The organism is Variovorax paradoxus, from assembly GCF_040544635.1.
In the GTDB taxonomy this organism is placed as follows: domain Bacteria; phylum Pseudomonadota; class Gammaproteobacteria; order Burkholderiales; family Burkholderiaceae_C; genus Variovorax; species Variovorax paradoxus_R.
Genome location: NZ_JBEPKJ010000004.1, coordinates 290,625 through 310,044, shown reverse-complemented (window position 1 = coordinate 310,044; position 19,420 = coordinate 290,625). Strand labels below are relative to the sequence as shown.

The following is a 19,420-nucleotide window of genomic DNA, read 5'->3' as shown; positions in this document are numbered from 1 at the left end:
GCCTGTCGGGCCACTTCCGTACCGCATGCGATGAATCGCATTCTCCTGGTCGAGGACCATGAGCGGCTGGCTCGGCTCACGTGCAGCGGGCTGGGAGCCGCCGGTATTGCGGCCGATGTCGTTCACCGCGGCGATGCTGCGTGGGCCGCCATCCAGGAGGTGCCATACGGTGCGCTGGTGCTCGACCGGGGATTGCCCGACGGAGACGGGCTCGCCTTGCTGCAGCGCCTGCGCGCGCGAGGGGTGGGCGTGCCGTGCCTTGTTTTGACGGCACGCGATGCCTTGCACGACCGCGTGGAAGGGCTCGAGTCCGGGGCCGACGACTACCTTGCCAAGCCGTTTGCCATGGACGAAATGGTGGCACGCGTGCGGGCGCTGCTGCGCCGCCCCGTGCAGTGCCGGCCGCTCGAGCCCGCACATGGCGATCTGCAACTGAAGCCGTCTGCAGGAAGCGTTTGCTGCGGGGGGGAGCGCGTGTCATTGGCGCCGTCGGAAATGCAGATCCTGCTGTTGCTGGTGCAGGGAGGCGGCGAGACGGTGCGCCGCGCCGCGCTCGAACTGGCTGCATGGGGATTGGGAGGCGCGGTGACACCGAATGCACTTGACGTGGCCCTTCACCGGCTTCGCCGAAAGCTACTCGCCATTGGCTCGCGGCAGCGGGTTGTCAACGTAAGAGGCCTCGGCTATGCGCTTCGTGGAGTCGGCGTGGCTGAATAGCCTCAGCTTCAAGATACTGCTCGCATTCGTGGTCGGCGTGGTGCTGAGCATCGTGCTGATCGCCTCGATCCTCATCACGGTGCTGACGGTGCGCAGCGACATCCTGTTCGTTGCCGACCTGGTGGGACGCGCAGAGGAACTGGCGGGCGCACTGCAGTTCGACGGCTCGGGAACGCCCGTCGGGTTCGACACGAAAGAAAGCGGCGCAGACTGGATGTACGACAGCCTCAGGCAAGAGGTGGCGTATCGCGTCCTGGATGCCTCGGGCAATGCCGTGATGTCTTCCATTGCGGGCGAAGCGTTCTGGACAGGTGCCGCCCGGCAGGCCGGCCGCGGGTACTTCAAGTTCGAACACAATGGGGAGCCGATCCACGGTGCCACCGTGCCCGCGGAGCACGCGGGTCAGAAGTGGATCTTGCAGTTTGCTGCGAGCGCACGGCTTGCAGATCTCATGCACCGGCATTTCGCGCTGCCGTTCATGGGCGCGGGCATCGCCGTGTTCAGTCTCGTCCTGCTGATTGTTTTTGGCGCGTGCGCTTACCTGGCACTGCGCTCCACGCTCAAGCCCTTGAGAAGGGTGGCTGCTTCGGCTGCCGCGATCGCGCCGAGATCCATCCATGCCAGGCTGCAGGTGGCCGGAGTCCCGTCCGAGGTCGTGCCGCTGGTCGACAGTTTCAATCGCGTGCTCGAGCGGCTGGAGCACGGGTTTCGCATTCAGCAGGAGTTTCTTGCGACTGCGGCGCATGAGCTGAAGACGCCGCTTGCGTTGATCCGTGCGCAAATCGAACTGAGTGAAGCAGGCGCTGGCCGCGACTCATTGCTCAACGACGTCGAGCACATGGCGCGCCAGGTGCAGCAGCTGTTGCACCTGGCCGAGGCCAGCGAGGTTCAGAACTACAGCTTCGCGGAAGTCGATGTGCGGGAGGTCGCAGGGGAGGGCGTTGCCTACCTGGAGCGCATGGCGCAGGCGGCAGGCGTGCATCTTTCCGCACATTTCAATAGCCAGGACAGCCAGGCGGTTCACTGGACCGTCGACAGAGGGGCGCTCTTCACGGTGCTGAAGAACCTCATGGAGAACGCCATCCAGCATGCACCGCGAGGCACGAAGGTGACGGTGGAGGTGGGTGCCAAAGCAATGGCGGTTCGAGACTGGGGGCCGGGCGCAGATCCGGAACAGCTCTCGAAGATGTTCACGCGCTTCTGGCGCGGCCCGCATCGCCGCGACCATGGCGCCGGCCTGGGCTTGGCCATCTGCCAGGAAATCGCGCAGGCGCACGGATGGAAGCTCTCTGCACAGAGGGCCGAACCGGGCATGAGATTTCTGCTGGCTCGTTCGGATATGCAAGAGGAGGTCGCGGCGACCCAGATGGCAGCGCAGGGCCGGTAAGTCGCCGGAAAGTCTTCCAGACGGAGGATCCAGAAATCCTATTTGTCCTGGTGCGATGTCATGCTTCACTCTGTCGGTTCACGTTCCCTTCATCGCGCGCGAATTGCTGACCGATTCCGCGCAACCGACCGCACTGCGGGCGGATTGCCGCCGGACATGGCACCGGGCCAGCCCGCACGGCCAGCCTCGGGCTCGGCTTCCGAGGTGGCGCTCAGCGTTGTGGTGCCGGTTTTCAACGAGGAGGCGGTGCTGGTCGAGTTCCAGCGTCGTTTGAACGCCGTGCTGGTTGGCCTTGGCGTGAGATACGAAGTCGTCTACGTCGACGATGGGAGTACCGACCAGACCGCTCATCTGCTGCAGCGCCTGCAGCGCAGCCATCCGGGAATATCGTATGCGCGCCTGACCCGAAATTTTGGCAAGGAAGCAGCCATGAGCGCCGGGCTGCAACTTGCAAGCGGTGAGGCCGTGGTGGTCATTGATGCCGACTTGCAAGATCCTCCCGAGCTTCTGCCGGCGATGCTTGCGGCATGGCGTGGCGGTGCCGACGTGGTGAACATGAGGCGGCGAGAGCGGCTCGGCGAATCCTGGTGGAAGCGAGCCACCGCCAGCGCGTTCTATCACTTCATCGAGCGCGTGAGCGACGTGCCGATCGCGCGGCATGTGGGTGACTTTCGTTTGTTCAGCCGCCGTGCAGTCGATGCACTGAACCAGCTGCCTGAGCGCGGGCGATTCATGAAGGGCCTGTTCGCCTGGATCGGCTATCCGCAGGCGACCATCGACTACGAGCGCTCCGCCCGCGCGGCCGGCGAAACCAAATGGCCGTTCCTCAAACTCGTCGGGCTCGCCTTCGACGGCATCACGGCGTTCTCGGCCGCCCCGCTGAAGGTGGCCACGCTTTTCGGAGTGGCGAGCGCGGGCAGCGCCTTCGCGTATGCGATGTTCTTCTTTTTCAAGGCGCTGATTCTTGGCGATGCGGTGCAGGGCTTTCCGACCCTGATCGTGACGATGCTCTTCCTCGGCGGGCTGCAGCTGCTGTGCATGGGCATGCTCGGCGAATATGTGGCGCGCATCTTCACCGAGACGAAGGGCCGCCCCGTCTACCTGATCGACGTGTATGAACCGGCGACCGTGCCATCGAACGCAAGCGCGGGCCAGTGATGCCGCGCGTTCTTACCGATACCCGGCAGACGCTGGGCACTGCGACCACCTGCGTCCTGGTCTTTCTCGTCGTGCTGCGCCTGGCCTCGCTGGCGGGTTATCCGCTGATGGACACCACCGAGGGACGCTACGGCGAAATCGCGAGAAAGATGGCGGAGCGCGGGGATTGGATCACGCCGTGGTTCACCGATAGCGAGCCATTCTGGGGCAAGCCGCCGCTGGCTTTCTGGCTCACCGCGGCGAGCATGCGGATCTTCGGAGTCAATGAATTCGCCGCGCGCCTGCCTCACTTTCTGATGGCTGCAGCGATCGTCGTGCTCACGTTCGACTGGGCGCGGCGGGCGGGCATGAGGCGGCCCGCCTACGTGCTGCCCTTGCTCGCCACCACCGTCCTGTTCTGGATGGTTTCCGGCGCCGTAACCACCGACATGGCGCTGTGCCTGGGTACGGTGTTGTCGATGCGCGGCTTCTGGTTGGCGCTGCAAGGGCCGGCCGAACACCGGCGGCGCGAGACCTGGTTGTTTTTCGCGGGGCTCTGGATCACGCTATTGGCGAAGGGGCCGGTGGGATGCGTGCTGATCCTGCTGCCTGTTGGCGTGTGGTCCTTGTGGACGCGACAGGCACACAGCGTGTGGCGGGCAGTGCCGTGGCTGCGAAGTGGTGCGCTGCTCGTTGCCGTGGCGGCCCCCTGGTATGCGTTTGCCGAGGCACGCACTCCGGGTTTCCTGAACTACTTCTTCATCGGAGAACACTGGAACCGGTTCGTGGTTGCGGGCTGGCAGGGCGACCGCTACGGCTCGGCGCATGCGTTTCCGCGCGGCACCATCTGGCTCTTCCTGGCAGGGGCCATTTTTCCGTGGAGCATCGTGGTGCCGCTTGCGGCCTGGCGTGCGCGCCAGCGCAAGAGCACGGGTTTGCAGGCGGACGGTGCAGACGGTACGGAAGCGCGGCCATCGCTCATGCGCTACCTGCTGGTCTGTGGTCTTGCTCCGTGCGTGGTCTTCATGGCGGCTGGCAACATCCTCTGGACCTATGTGCTTCCAGGCCTGCCGCCGCTGGCGCTTGCAGCGGCGCTCTGGCTGGGCGATCGCGACGACGGGTTTGCGCGTCGGGCGCTGCTCGCCGGGACTCTTCTCGCAACCGCGCTGTTCGTGGGAAGGCTGCTCGACCTTACCGCGGGCGGGCGTGCCGAAGCCAAATCGGCCGAGGCGGTGGTGCAGCTGTACCGCGCACAACTGCAGACGGAGGTTCCGTTGGCATTTGTGCAGGAGCGCATGTTTTCCGCTGCGTTCTATTCGGGTGGGCGTGCGCTGCACGTCGCCGACCCGCTGAGGCTCGCACACGAGCGGCCACACGAGCCGCTGTTTGTCGCAGCACCGCGCTCCGCGCTGGTGCTATTGCCCCAGGCCGTCTGGCCATGCCTGCAACTTGTAGGCGATGCCGGGAGCTATCGCCTTTTTCTGCGCAAGCCGTGCGCCGAGCGAAGTCTTGCCATGGCGTCGCACGCCAGTGCCATTCAAGAGGGCAGGGACGGCGAATGGAAGAACTGAATCTTTTTCTGTTCCTGTGGATTGCCGCGGGACACGCACCCTGCGCCTGGCTGGTGTCCGCTGCGGGTGCCTTCGCCGTTGGCGGGCCTTGGCTGTGCGCGGGCTTGTTAGGCTGGATGGCCTGGCTGCATCCCCGGGAGCGTGGCTACATGCTGGCCGTGCTGGGCTGTGCGGCGCTTGCTTCGATGCTGGCCCACGCACTTGCGGCCGAGCTGAACCTGCCGCGCCCTTTCATAGTGGGTCTGAGCCCCGCGTACATCGAGCACGGTGCGCGCGGTTCGCTGCCGAGCGCGCATGCAACGGTCATGTTCACCGTCGCGCTGCTGTGCTTGCGCCGGCCGGCACTGCGGCGCGCGGGTGCGGTGGTATTTGCGGCCGGCATACTCACCGGTTGGGCGCGCATCCACGTCGGCGTTCATTTTCCGGCTGACATTCCGGCCGGGCTGCTGCTGGCCTTGGTGCTGGTGGCCGCCTTCGCCGGGCTGGAGTATCTCTGCGGGCGCCTGCTTGCATCGATGACAGCCGCGCGATTGCGGGGCGCTCGTGAGCCGGACGGTGCAGCCGAGCGGACAGGATCCTGATCTGAGGACGGACCTGTTGAACCTATCGGAGCCTTCATGGAATCCAACAGTCCGGTTGCTGCCGGGACGCGAGTGGCACATGTGGTGGGATTCGGACTTGAAGAGTGCAGCTCCTGTGATTTAACATAATGCACATTGTGTTATTAAAGTAGTCCGACGGGAGGTCACCCAAAAAGACGCCCAGGCCCGTGCCGCCATTACGAACCGCCTCGGTGTTCCATGCTCGGGCGCCGCCCCCTGGGTACCCAACTCGCGCAAGCTTTTTCAGGCAACCGACGAGCTGCTCATCCGTAGATAATCGGCGCGTCAGGTCCGACCGAGTGCACACGCGAGAAATTGCATGCCTCCGAGAAAGTTCATCCAAGCCGTGCTGGTCGCCGTTTGTGCGATGCAGCTCATGTGCGTTAGCTCGGCGATCACAGCAGAAGGCCTGCCGCAAGCCGGTGTTGCAGACCAAAGCGCAGACGGCGATGGCGGTGTTCCAGACGGAGAAGTTGCAAACGATGCTGTCATGGAGACTGCATCTCCCGATGCTCCGGCTGCGCCAAGAGTCGAAGAAGCCGACAGGCCCGGTTCAGCCATCTACAGTCCTTTCACGGATTTGCAGAACGGACATGAACTTACCGCCCCTCCCCTTGCAAAGCCTCTCGTGAACGACGTTGGCGCAGTGGAGCTGACCGTGACGCTGGTCCTCGCGCTGGCCGGTGTCGCCGCATTCGGCTTTTTCCTACGCCGCCATCATCCATAGGTCAGGTGCGGGTCAGAAAATTTGTGGTAGGAAAAAAGGTTTGCATTCTTAAGAATCATCTCGCACAATTAACACCTTGGTGTGTGTGAGAAGCCACGAATCGACCACCGCTTGCCGCCCCGCTCTCAAAAAGCAACGACTTCCGGCGTGCCGACCTAGATCATTTGTAAAGATCAATGGCGGAGGTGTCGCATGAAAGAATCTCGAGTCGAGCCTCGAATGGGATGCGGGTTGCATCCTCGTGTCGGAGTCAAGTGCTACCGACATCGCTCAATTGACGTCCGCCGTGCCGCCACCCTGCGGCACCTGAACGGCCGACGACAACCCTAGCAGTTCCCCAGGCGTGACCGCCATCGGGTCACGAACTGCTCCTCTCCCTCGGAAACCGTAGCTGGCAATACCAGCTGCAGGGTCACTCCTGAGCCACGCTACATGAGCCTTTGTCGCCATGTAGGCGGGATCGGGGCTGCATTGAGCGTCATTTGTTTTCAGGAGAATCGAAATGGCAACGTTGATCAGGTCCGATCTCGAGTTCATTCTTCAGCAAATTCTTATCGCGGAAGCACAAGCAGCGGGAGCGGACCCCGCAAGTCTGGTTCCGAACACCTTTGCCCCCTTCGGGCTCAGGACGGTCGACGGGTCGTACAACAACCTGATGCCGGGCCAGACCGACTACGGCACCGCAGACAACCCGTTCCCGCAGCTGGTGCCCCAAACCTACAGCGACGAGCAGGACGACACCTTCGCAGGGATCACCAACACCGACTACGGTAGTGCCGGGCATGTGGTCGACGCAGACCCGCGGCTGATCAGCAACCTGGTCGCCGACATGACCAGCAACAACCCGGCGGCAGTGAGCGCGTTCGTCGACGCCGGCCTGGGCACGCTCGACGAAGCCGGCGTTCTGTACGACCTCGAGGGCAACGTCATTCCTCTGGGCACCCTGCTGGACATCCCGAACGTCTCGCCCGACGAAGGCCTCTCGGCCCCGTTCAACTCGTGGTTCACCTTCTTCGGCCAATTTTTCGACCACGGTCTCGATCTGATCAACAAGAGCAGCACCGAGATGATCTTCATGCCGCTGCAGCCGGACGATCCGTTGTTCGATCCGACCCCCGGTGCCCCCAATTTCATGATCCTTTCGCGCGCCACGCGCGACGCGGACGGCGACCAGACCAACCAGACCACACCCTTCGTCGATCAGAACCAGACCTACACCTCGCACCCCTCGCACCAGGTGTTCCTGCGCGCGTACGCGCTCGACGCAGATGGCCGTCCGGTGGCCACGGGCGGCCTTCTCGACGGCACCGACGGGGGTCTTGCCAACTGGGCCCAGGTCAAGGCGCAGGCGCTGATGCTCGGCATCCTGCTCGACGACGCCGACGTCCTGGACCTTCCCCTCCTGGCGACCGACCAGTTCGGCAAGTTCATCCCCGATCCCCTGACCGGCTACGCGCAGATCGTGCTGCAAGCCGCCGACATCGGCGGGCCGCTCGACCCGGACGGCAACGGGCTCGCCTCCGGCACTCCCGACGCGCCCATCGACGCGAGCGTGGGCGTTCGCACAGGCCATGCCTTCCTCAACGACATCGCGCACGCCGCGGCTCCCGTGTTCGTGGGCGGCGTACTGGCACCGGACAGCGACTCCGCCGTCGGCCTCTCGGAACCCGGCACCTATGACGACGAGTTGCTCGACCGTCACTTCATCACCGGCGACGGCCGTGGCAACGAGAACGTCGCCCTGACCGCTGTCCACCACGTCTTCCACTCCGAGCACAACCGGCAGGCCGAAGAGATCAAGGCGACGGTCCTGGCAACCGGCGACGCCGCGTTCATTGCCTCATGGCAGTTGCCCGACGGCTCATGGAACGGCGAGCGCATCTTCCAGGCCGCCCGCTTCGCGACGGAGATGCAGTACCAGCACCTGGTGTTCGAAGAGTTCGCACGCAAGATGCAGCCGAACGTCGATGCCTTCCTGGCCGAAACCAACTACCAGACGACGATCAACCCGGCGATCGTCGCCGAGTTCGCGCATGCTGTCTTCCGCGTTGGCCACACAATGCTGACCGAGACGGTGGACCGGCTGGACCCCAACTTCCTGTCGAGCGATCTCGCGCTGGTCGAAGCCTTCCTCAACCCGATCGGGTTCAACAACGATGGCGCATTGACACCGGAGGAAGCGGCCGGCGCCATCGTGCGCGGCATGACCCGGCAGGTAGGCAACGAGATCGACGAGTTCGTCACCGACGCGGTGCGCAACCAGCTCCTGGGCCTGCCGCTCGACCTCGCGGCCATCAACATCGCGCGCGGCCGGGATACCGGCATTCCCACGCTCAACGAAGCGCGCCGGGAGTTCTACGCCTCGACCGCGGACCCGCAGCTCAAGCCCTATACGAGCTGGGTCGACCTCACACAGCATCTCAAGCACGAAGCCTCCGTCATCAACTTCATTGCAGCGTACGGCACGCATGACGCGTTGACGGCACCGGACGTCGACACGATGGCCGAGAAGCGGGCCGTGGCGGCCGCACTCGTCTTCGGCGGCGCCGTTGTTCTCAACGCGGGCGCGGCCGACGAGCGGACCTTCACCGCGGACGAGGCGGACCGCCTCGCCTTCCTCAACAGCACGGGCATCTACGCGATGGTCGGCGGTGTCACCACCACCGGCGTCGATGACATCGACCTGTGGATCGGTGGCCTGGCTGAAGAGCAGATGCCCTTCGGCGGCATGTTGGGCTCGACCTTCAACTTCGTCTTCGAGTCGCAGATGGAGGCGCTGCAGAACGGCGACCGCTTCTACTACCTCTCGCGCCTGGCCGGCATGAACTTCCTCACCGAGCTGGAGAACAACACGTTCGCCAAGCTGGTGATGCTCAACACCGACGCAACGCACCTCCCGGCCGACATCTTCTCGACACCGGGCCTGATCCTCGAGGTCGACCAGTCGCGCCAGTTCACCGGCATCGGCGTGGACGGCCATGGCGACCCGACGGAAGGAGGGACCGAACTCACGCCGATGGTGATACGGGACGATCCGACGACAGCGGGCGTGGAGACCAACTACCTGCGCTACACGGGCGACGAGCATGTGGTGCTCGGCGGCACCGACGGCAACGACACCCTGATCGCCAGCATCGGTGACGACACGATCTACGGCGACGGTGGCAACGATCGCATCGAGTCCGGCGACGGCAATGACCAGGTCGAAGGCGGCGCGGGCGACGACATCATCACGGACCGCGGCGGCGACGACGTGCTCAAGGGCAACGAGGGCAACGACGTCATCCATGGCGGCAACGGCGCGAACCTGATCATCGGCGGGGACGGCAGCGACTTCATCATCACCGGCGAGGATGTCTCCGAGGTCTTTGCCGGCCAGGGCGACGACTTCATCCTCGGCAGCAAGGGCAACCTGCCGACCTTCGGCAACGAGGGCCATGACTGGATCGAACTGGGAACCCAGGACGGCACCACCGGCGACAGTTTCGACCCGCTCGTGAAAGACAGCATCATCGGCAACGATGTCCTGATCTCCGGCGGCGGTTTCGACGAGCTGATCGGCGAAGGCGGTGACGACATCTTCACCGGCTCCGACGGCGAAGACCATTTCGACGGCGGCTCAGGCTTCGACTGGGCCAGCTACAAGTTCGACAAATACGGCGTGACCGCCGACATGATCGTCAACGACTTCGTCGTGCCGCCGGTGGTCAACTCGAACGCCGCAATGATGGACCGCTTCGCCTTCACCGAGGGTCTGTCGGGATCGGGCTTCGCCGACTTCCTGCGCGGCGACAATGCCGACGCCACCGAGATCCTGCAGGCCGGCTGGACCGGCAGCGTGCTCACCAACATCGCGCTCATCGACGGCCTGCAAGACCTGTTGCCCACCGGGATGACCTCATTCGGCGAGGGCAACATCATCCTCGGCGGCGACGGCAGCGACCTCATCGAGGGCCGTGGCGGCAACGACATCATCGATGGCGACGCCTGGCTCAATGTGCGGATCGCCGTCACGGGCGTTCCCGGCCTCACCAGCGTCGACAGCCTGAAGGAACTGGTACCGCGCATGCTCTCGGGCGAGATCAACCCGGGCCAGCTCAGCATCGTGCGCGAGATCTTGATGTCCGATGGCGCCGACTACGACACCGCGATGTTCTCCGGGCCACGCGCCAACTACACCGTCACCACCGGCGCCGACGGCCGCACCACCGTCACCGACAACGTGGGCACCGACGGCACCGATATCCTGCGCAATATCGAGCGGCTGCAGTTCTCCGACGCCGTCCAGCTGCTGTCCGGCAGCAACAACGCGCCCGCAGGCGCGGTCACGATCAGCGACGATACGCCCCAGATCAACCAGCTCCTGAGCGTGTCCGCGGCCCTCACCGACGCGGACAATCCCGGCGGCACGGTCACCGGACCGATCAGCTACACCTGGCAGTACGAAGCCGACCCGGCGCGCGCCCCTGGCGTCTTTCGCGACATCATCGATCTCGGCGGCGGCCAGCCTGCCACCGTGAACGGCACGACCTTCAGGGTCACTGCGCCTTTCGATGGCCTGGCACTGCGCGTGCGTGCCGTCTACCGGGACGCCGACGGCGTGCTGGAAACCGTGTACTCCACGCCCACCGACCCGGTCAGCGGCGTGGCCGCCGTCGTACCTCCGGCGCCCCTGCCCTCCTCCGCGCTGGTCGACAGCGCGGGCGTGCGCTTCCTCCAGTCCGACCTGCAGTTCATCCTGGAGCAGATCAAGATCTCGGAGCGGCACGCAGACGGCGAGGCATTGAGCGACATCCTCGACAACGCACGCGCGCCGCTCGGCCTGCGCACGGTCGACGGCTCCTACAACAACCTGGTGCAGGGCCAGTCCGGCTACGGCTCGTCGAGCCAGGCGTTCCCGCGCCTGGTCGACCCCGTATTCCTGGACGACCAGGACGGCGACACCATCAACCTCGGCCCGGGCACCACGCTCACCAACACCGACTACGGCACCAGCGGCCATGTGGTCGATGCCGACCCTCGCATCATCAGCAACCTGATCGTCGACATGACGAGCAACAACCCGGCGGCGGTGAGCGCGTTCGTCGACGCGGGCCTGGGCACGCTGGTGGACGGCGTTCTGTACGACCTGGACGGCGTGGCGATCCCCGTCGGCACCCTGCTGGTCATTCCGAACACGGCGCCGGACGAAGGCCTGTCGGCACCGTTCAACGCCTTCATGACCTTCTTCGGCCAGTTCTTCGACCATGGCCTCGACCTCGTGGCCAAGGGCGGCAACGGCACCATCTTCGTTCCGCTGCAGCCCGACGATCCGCTCTACGTGCCGGGCGGCAACAGCAACTTCCTGGTGCTGACGCGCGCCACCCAGGTCGCCGGCCCCGGTGAAGACGGCGTCATGGGCACCGCGGACGACACCACGCACGAGGCCAGCAACCTCACGACGCCTTTCATCGACCAGAACCAAACCTACAGTTCGCATCCCTCACACCAGGTCTTCCTGCGCGCCTATGAGCTCAACGCCGAGGGCAAGCCGGTTGCAACCGGACGGCTGATCACCAACCGCGACCTCGGCGCCGACGGCCTCTTCGGCACGGCCGACGACATCGAGCTGGGCGGCATGGCCACCTGGGCGGTGGTCAAGGCGCAGGCGCGCGACCTGCTGGGCATTGCGCTCGACGATGCCGACGCGCTCAACCTGCCGCTGCTGGCGGCCGACGAGTACGGCAACTTCATTCCCGACCCGGTGACCGGCTTCGCGCAGATCGTGCTGCAGGCCGGAGGCACCCTGGCATCGGGCTCGCCGGGCACGCCGATCGATGCGAGCCTGGCCGTGCGCGCGGGCCATGTGTTCCTGGCCGACATCGCCCACACCGCCAACCCGGTGAACAGCCAGGGCGTCGCGCTGACGGCCGATGCCGACGACGTGGTCGGCGGCACGCCGGCCGCGGGCTTCTATGACGACGAGCTGCTCGACGCGCACTTCATCGCCGGCGACGGCCGGGTCAACGAGAACATTGCGCTGACCGGCATGCACCATGTGTTCCATGCCGAGCACAACCGGCTGGTCGAGCACACCAAGGCCGTGATCATGGCCTCGGGCGACGCGGCCTTCATTGCCGAATGGCACCTGCCCGACGGCTCGTGGGACGGCGAACGCCTGTTCCAGGCGGCCCGCTTCGGCACCGAGATGCAGTACCAGCACCTGGTGTTCGAGGAATTCGCGCGCAAGGTGCAGCCGCAGATCGACATCTTCTTTGCCGCCACCCAGGTCTACGACACCGAGATCGACCCGTCGATCGTCGCCGAGTTCGCCCACACGGTGTACCGCTTCGGCCACTCGATGCTGACGGAAACGGTCGACCGCTTCGACGTCGACTTCAACGTGATCGGCGGCGCGGCCGACCCGACCCAGCAGCTCGGGCTGATCGAGGCCTTCCTCAACCCGCTCGCGTTCGCTGCAGGCGGCATCACGGCCGACGAGGCCGCCGGCGCCCTCGCGCGTGGCCTCACGCGCCAGCAAGGCAACGAGATCGACGAGTTCGTGACCGAGGCCCTGCGCAACAACCTGCTGGGCCTGCCGCTCGACCTGGCCGCCATCAACATCCTGCGCGGACGCGACACCGGCGTGCCGACACTCAACGCCGCGCGGCGCGACTTCTATGGTGTGACCGGAGACAGCCAGCTCAAGCCCTACGCGAACTGGGTCGACTTCATGGAGCACATCAAGCATGAAGCCTCAGTGGTCAACTTCATTGCGGCCTACGGCGTGCACGCCAGCCTGGCCGGCGCCGACACCCTGGCCGAGAAGCGCGCGGCGGCGGTGGCGCTGGTCTACGGTGGCATCGGTGCGCCGGAAGACCGGCTCGACTTCCTGTTTGGCCGCAATGCCTACGCGGACCAGGCCGGCATCACGACCACCGGCGTCGACGACATCGACCTGTGGATCGGCGGCCTGGCCGAAAAGCAGATGCCGTTCGGCGGGCTGCTCGGCTCGACCTTCAATTTCGTCTTCGAGGAACAGATGGAGAAGCTCCAGGACGGCGACCGCTTCTACTACCTGGAGCGCACGCAGGGCCTGAACTTCCTCACCGAGCTGGAGAACAACTCCTTCGCCCGGATGGTGATGGCCAACACCGATGCCGAGCACCTGCCCGGCGACATCTTCACGACGCCGGGATACACGCTGGAGGTGGATCCGTCCAGGCAGTTCACGGGCCTCGGGCCGGACGGGCGCGACGATCCGACGGCCGAGGGCAGCCTGACGCCATTGGTGCTGCGCAACAACCCCGGCACCGAAGCAGCCGATGCGAACTACCTGCAGTACAGCGGTGAGGACCACGTCGTTCTGGGCGGCACCGCAGGCAACGACACCATCATTTCCAGCATCGGTGACGACACGCTGTGGGGCGACGAGGGCAATGACCGGCTCGAAGGCGGCGACGGCAACGACTTCGTCTTCGGCGGTGCCGGCGACGACATCATGACGGACCTGGGTGGCGACGACAACATGCAGGGCGGCGACGGCAACGACGCCATCCACGGCGGCAACGGCATCAACCTGATCCTCGGCGGCCACGGCAACGATTTCATCGTCACCGGCGAGGATCCGTCCGAGGCTTTCGGTGGAACGGGCAACGACTTCATCCTCGGCGCGCGAGGCAACGAGTTCGTGTTCGGCAACGAGGGTGACGACTGGATCGAGAAAGGCATGGCCGACGGCAGCGCCGGCGAGAACTTCGACGCATTCGCCCGCGACCAGGTTGTGGGACACGACGTCTTCATCGGCAACTCCATCTCCGACCGGATGGACGGCGAAGGCGGCGACGACATCATGTTCGGCAACGGCGGCCAGGTGGACCGCTACGAAGGCGGCTCCGGCTTCGACTGGGCCGGCTTCAAGGACGACCCCTTCGGCGTCACGGCCGACCTGTTCCTTCGCGCCTTCGACGAAACGCCTGTGCCGATATCGAATGCGACGGTCCTGGCGCGCTTCACGTCGACGGAGGGCCTGTCGGGATCGGCGCACGCCGACATCCTGCGCGGCGACGACAACGATGCGGCCGCGATGGCGCTTTCCGGAACGACCGGCAGCGTGCTGACCAACATCAGCCTCATCGATGGCCTGCAGGAACTCCTGGATGAAGTGCTCGGAGTCGGGCTCGAACTGGACGACCCGGTGACTTCCTTCGCCGGCAACATCATCCTCGGCGGCGCCGGCAGCGACCTGCTGGAGGGCCGCGGCGGCGACGACATCCTCGACGGGGACGCCTGGCTGAACGTTCGCATCAGCGTGCGCGAAAACGCCGACGGAACGGGCGGCGAGATCGCAAGCTATGACACCATGACCGACCTGGAGCTGCAGAGCCGCGTTTTCGCCGGCACCTACAACCCGGGCCAGCTCACGATCGCACGCGAGATCCTGATGTCGAACACGCCAGACTTCGACACGGCCGTGTTCTCGGATGTGTTCGGCAACTACGAGATCACGTTCATCGAGAACGATGTGTGGCGCGTGAGCCATGTCATCGACGGCGCCCCCGGTTCGGACGGCATCGACGTGGTGCGCAACATCGAGCGCCTGCAGTTCTCCGACGGGGCCGCCTTCATCGCCGAAGAAGGTTTCAATTTCGACCCGGAAGGACTACTGACGATCAGCGACACCACGCCGGCTGTCGGCCAAACGCTCACCGCGTCGGCACTGGGCGTGATCGATCCTGACAACATCAGCGGCACCAACCCCGACGGAGCGATCACCGGGCCCATTTCCTACTTCTGGCAGGCCGAGGTTCGCCCCGGCATCTTCGAAGACATTCTGATCGAGAACGCCGGCGGCGAGGTCGCACGGGCCACCGGCCCCACCTACGCGCCGCGCGTCTTCGAGTTCGGGCTCGCTCTGCGCGTGCGGGCGGTCTACAAGGATGCCAACGACGTGCTGGAGAACGTGTACTCCGCCGCGACTGGACCGGTAGGCGTGCCCAATACCGCGCCTGTCGGACAGCCCACGATCAGCGACACGACACCGACCGAAGGCCAGACCTTGACGGCATCGGCCCTCGACATCACCGACCCTGATGGCATGGTGGGCTCCGTCCTCAGCTACCAATGGGAGCAAGCCGTCAACACGGGGGTGGGCGGCGGTGCGGGCGGGTTCACGGCCATCGCGGGAGCGACCGGGCTGACCTTCACGCCGGGCGCCGGCCAGGTCAATCGCGAACTGCGCCTGACGGCGAGCTACACGGACAACGGCGGCACGCTCGAGGCGGTGAGTTCCGCCGCGACCGTGGTGACCGGCGACGCCATTCCCGCCAACAACGCGGCCCAGATTCTCGCGGGCAACGAAGGCCAGGACATCATCTTCGGCGGCGCCGGGGCGGATTCCATCAACGGGCTCGGCGAGAACGACGTCATCGACGGCGGAACGGGTGCCGACAGCATCGCCGGCGGAGCGGGCAACGACACCATCAACTACGACTTCGGCGGCGGCACGGACACCGTCGATGGCGGCGCGGGGCTGGACACCCTGAATGTCATCGGAACGGCCGCGGCCAACGCACTGGCGGTCAGCTACGACGGCACGTCGCTCACGGCAGTCGCCGGCGGCACGGTGGTCAACGTCGAATCCGTCACGGCCAATCTGCAGGCCGGCGTCGACACCCTGACCTACACCAGCGCAGCGGCAGTCACGGTGAATCTGTCGACGGGAGCCGCCTCGGGCTTCACCTCGATCGCCGGCGTCGAGAACGTGACGACCGGCGCCGGTGCCGACACGCTCACGGGCGATGCCCTGGCCAACACGCTCAACGGCGGCGGCGGGAACGACACCTTCATCGCAACGCTGAATGACGGCAACGACAGCTATGTGGGCAGCGGCGGCACCGATACCCTGGACCTGTCCGCCATCACGGCGGGGGTGACGGTCACCCCCACGACCGCAACGGGCGCCCAGACCGGCACCGACGCGCTCTCCGCGATCGAGAACTTCATCGGCAGCCAGGGTGACGACAACATCACCGTCAATGGCGGCGCGAACGTGATCGACGGCCAGGGCGGCAACGACACCATCAACTCCGGCGGCGGAAACGACACTGTCACCGGTGGCGCCGGCAACGACACGCTCACCGGAGGTGCCGGCAACGACGCGGTCAACGGCAACGAGGGGGACGACACCTTCCACTACGTGATGGGCGATGGAGCGGACGCTATCGACGGCGGCGCCGGCACCAACGACAGGCTGAACATCAACGGCACGGCGTTGGGCCAGACGCTCGCGGTCGTCCTGGCAGGAACGGCGATCACGGCCGTTGCGGGCGGCAGCGTCGCCAATGTCGAGGCGATCACGGCCGATCTGCAGGGCGGCGTCGATACCTTGAGCTACGGCGCCACGACCACGGCCGTCACGGTCGATCTGGGCGCCGGTACGGCAACGGGCTTCGAATCGGTGGCGAACATCGAGAACGTGACCGGCGGTGCCGGCAACGACACGATGTCCGGCAGCGCCGGTGCCAACACGCTGAACGGCGGCGGCGGCAACGACAGCTTCTTCGCAGCGGCCGGCGACGGCAACGACAGCTATGTCGGTGGCGCGGGCGTCGACACCTACGACCTGTCCGCTACCACGGCGGGAGCGACGGTCGCCGGCAATCTCGCGACCAGCGCGGACATCGGCATCGACACGTTGAACACGGTCGAGAACATCATCGGCAGCCAGGGCAACGACATCATCGTCGTCAACGGCGGTACGAACTTCATCGACGGCCAGGGCGGTAACGACATCATCAGCGCCGGCGGCGGCAACGACGTCGTACTGGGTGGCGCGGGCAACGACACCCTCAACGGCGATGCGGGCAACGACACCCTTACCGGTGGCCTGGACAGCGACACGGTGAACGGCGGTGCCGGCAACGACACCATCGTCGCCACTGCGGGTGACGGCAACGACACCATGGACGGCGGGACGGGCAATGACATCTTCGTGTTCGTGGCGGGATTCGGCAACGACACGATCATCGGCTTCGACGCCAGTCCGAACGGGGGCAACGCACAGGACCGGCTCGACATCTCGGCGCTCGGGATCAACGCAGGCAACTTTGCCGCCAACGTGTCCATCACCGACCTGGGTGCCGACACGCTGATCGAGTTCGAAGGCCTGGAAAGCATCCTGCTGATGGGTGTGAACGGTGTCGGGGCGAACACCGTCACGCAGGCCGATTTCCTGCTGTCGGCATGAGATGCAGCTGACGTTTCAACAACATCGATCACGGAGAAAGACATGGACGAGCAAAACACACCAAGCCCGCAACAGAAAGCTCGTTCAGTCTCCGACCCGCGCGAGGTTGCGACGCTGATCATGTCGCGCATCAGCATGGTCAATGCCAAGAAGGACGAGTTGACCATCGCCATCAAGGGGCTCAGCGATGCGACCCAGCAGCTCTCTCGCGCCTATTCGGCGCAGATGCTGATCATCGACAGGCTCGCCCGACGCGTGAAGGCGCTGGAAGCAGCCGCGTCGGCCGCCGCGCAAGACCAGCGCGTGGACTGAGCACCGGTTTTCGAAACCACGGGAGAAGCACATGAAATCCTTGTGGACGGAACTGCGACCGCTGCTGATCTACATCGCGGCATTCTCTTTTTTCATCAACCTGCTGTTCCTGGTTCCGGCGTTCTTTACCCTGCAGGTGTTCGATCGCGTCATCTCGACCAACAGCCATGAAACGCTGCTGGTGCTGCTCGCCGGGACGGGCGTGGCGCTGTTGATCCTGCTGCTGCTGGACTACGTGCGCACCCGGCTGCAGAACGTGGTGGGCATCATGGTGGACGAGCGGCTCTCCCCGCCGGTGGTGAACGCCATCGTGGAGCGCGCTGCACGCGCGCCGAGCGGCGTGAGGACAGAAGGAATCCGCGATGTGGCGGCGCTTCGCGCCGTGTTTTCCGCGAACGGCCTCATCGCGGTGTTCGATGCGCCCTGGGTGTTCGTGTACGTGCTCGTGATCTGGATGTTCCACCCCGCGCTGGGCATTGGCGCTGCGTTCTCCGCGCTCCTCATGCTCGCCCTGGCCTGGCTCAACGACCGCATCAGCCGCCGGTCGCTCGAAACCCTGCAGAACGAAGGGCGCCGCGCTTCGCAGTACGTCGAGAGTTCCCTGCGCAACGCCGAGGTTCTGCAGGCCCTGGGGATGACGCGGCGCCTGCTGGTGCGCTGGCGCGCGCTGCAGGACCAGATCGCGACCATGCAGACCAGCGCCAGCCGCAGCACCGTGGCGTTCACCGCCGGGACCAAGGCCGTGCGCCAGGCCATCCAGATTCTCATGCTGGCGCTGGGTGCCTATCTGGTGCTCAACCAGCAGGCCTCCGCCGGCGTCATGATCGCCACCAGCATCCTGCTCGGCCGCGCAGTCCAGCCGGTGGAACAGCTGGTGGGAAGCTGGCGCACGCTGATCGAGGCACGCGCGGCCTATGGGCGCCTGCAGGAACTGTCGAAAGACTTCGAGCGCAACGAATCGTGTGTCGCCATGCCGCGGCCCGAAGGACGCCTCTGTGCAGAAAACATCTCGTATCGCGCGGCCGGCTCGGACACCCTGCTGCTCTCGAACATCGCCTTCGCCCTCGCTCCGGGCGAAGCCCTCGCCATCGTCGGCCCGAGCGCTGCCGGCAAGTCCACGCTGGCCCGCCTGCTCACGGGCGTGTGGTGTCCCAGCACCGGCAGGGTCCGCCTCGATGGTGCCGACGTGTCGTACTGGCCGCGCGAGGAGCTTGGCCCCTATATCGGCTATGTGCCCCAGGATGTCGAACTCTTCGACGGCACCGTGGCGGACAACATCGCGCGCCTGGACAAGGTCGACTCGGAAGCGGTGGTCGCCGCCGCCAAGCGCGCCAACGCGCACGAGATGATCCTGACCCTTCCGAAGGGCTACGAAACGCCGGTGGGAGAACATGGATCGCGGCTTTCTCCGGGGCAGCGACAGCGCGTGGCACTCGCCCGCGCGCTCTACGGCGACCCCCAGCTGGTGATCCTGGACGAGCCCAACTCCAACCTGGACGGTGCGGGAGAGATCGCACTCGCCCAGGCGATGAGCGGCCTGCGCAACGCGGGGGTGACCTCGATCGTGGTCACCCACCGCCCCTCCCTGATCGCCCATGTGGACAAGATTCTGGTGCTTGCAGCGGGCCGCATCCAGCAGTTCGGTCCGGCGAGCGAGGTGATGAAGGACATGCAGCGCCAGGCCCAGGCGATCGTGGACCAGAAGGTGGCCTGACGGCCGCACGCCGCCGACCGGAACAA

9 protein-coding genes are annotated in these 19,420 nt (G+C 65.6%); all 9 read left to right on the top strand.

Annotated elements, in window-relative coordinates; translation table 11 throughout:
• The first annotated feature begins 30 nt into the window (after positions 1–30).
• A complete protein-coding gene (locus ABIC94_RS09035) occupies positions 31–717 on the top strand; it encodes a response regulator transcription factor (RefSeq protein ID WP_354372677.1) in 687 nt (228 codons plus the stop codon).
• A gap of 28 nt (positions 718–745) precedes the next feature.
• Positions 746–2,104, top strand: a complete 1,359-nt coding sequence (locus tag ABIC94_RS09030) for a sensor histidine kinase (RefSeq protein ID WP_354372676.1) — start codon at positions 746–748, stop codon at positions 2,102–2,104.
• A 156-nt stretch (positions 2,105–2,260) separates the two neighbouring features.
• On the top strand, positions 2,261–3,262 hold the full coding sequence (locus tag ABIC94_RS09025; protein ID WP_354372675.1) for a glycosyltransferase family 2 protein: 1,002 nt from the start codon (positions 2,261–2,263) through the stop codon (positions 3,260–3,262).
• Positions 3,262–4,812, top strand: a complete 1,551-nt coding sequence (locus tag ABIC94_RS09020; RefSeq protein ID WP_354372775.1) for an ArnT family glycosyltransferase — start codon at positions 3,262–3,264, stop codon at positions 4,810–4,812. The genes ABIC94_RS09025 and ABIC94_RS09020 overlap by 1 nt, the downstream gene beginning before the upstream one ends.
• Positions 4,800–5,393 carry a phosphatase PAP2 family protein gene (locus tag ABIC94_RS09015; protein WP_354372674.1) on the top strand — a complete coding sequence of 198 codons (594 nt, stop codon included), beginning with the start codon at positions 4,800–4,802 and terminating at the stop codon, positions 5,391–5,393. The genes ABIC94_RS09020 and ABIC94_RS09015 overlap by 13 nt, the downstream gene beginning before the upstream one ends.
• Positions 5,394–5,760: 367 nt before the next feature.
• Positions 5,761–6,141, top strand: coding sequence for a hypothetical protein (locus ABIC94_RS09010; protein ID WP_354372673.1), 381 nt, complete (start codon positions 5,761–5,763; stop codon positions 6,139–6,141).
• 502 nt (positions 6,142–6,643) lie between these two features.
• Complete coding sequence (locus tag ABIC94_RS09005; RefSeq protein WP_354372672.1) at positions 6,644–17,368, top strand: peroxidase family protein; 10,725 nt, start codon at positions 6,644–6,646, stop codon at positions 17,366–17,368.
• 42 nt (positions 17,369–17,410) lie between these two features.
• Positions 17,411–17,680, top strand: a complete 270-nt coding sequence (locus ABIC94_RS09000) for a hypothetical protein (protein ID WP_354372671.1) — start codon at positions 17,411–17,413, stop codon at positions 17,678–17,680.
• Positions 17,681–17,711: 31 nt separating this feature from the next.
• Entirely contained in the window at positions 17,712–19,394 is a 1,683-nt protein-coding gene (locus tag ABIC94_RS08995) for a type I secretion system permease/ATPase (RefSeq protein ID WP_354372670.1), read from the top strand.
• The last annotated feature ends 26 nt before the right edge of the window (positions 19,395–19,420 follow it).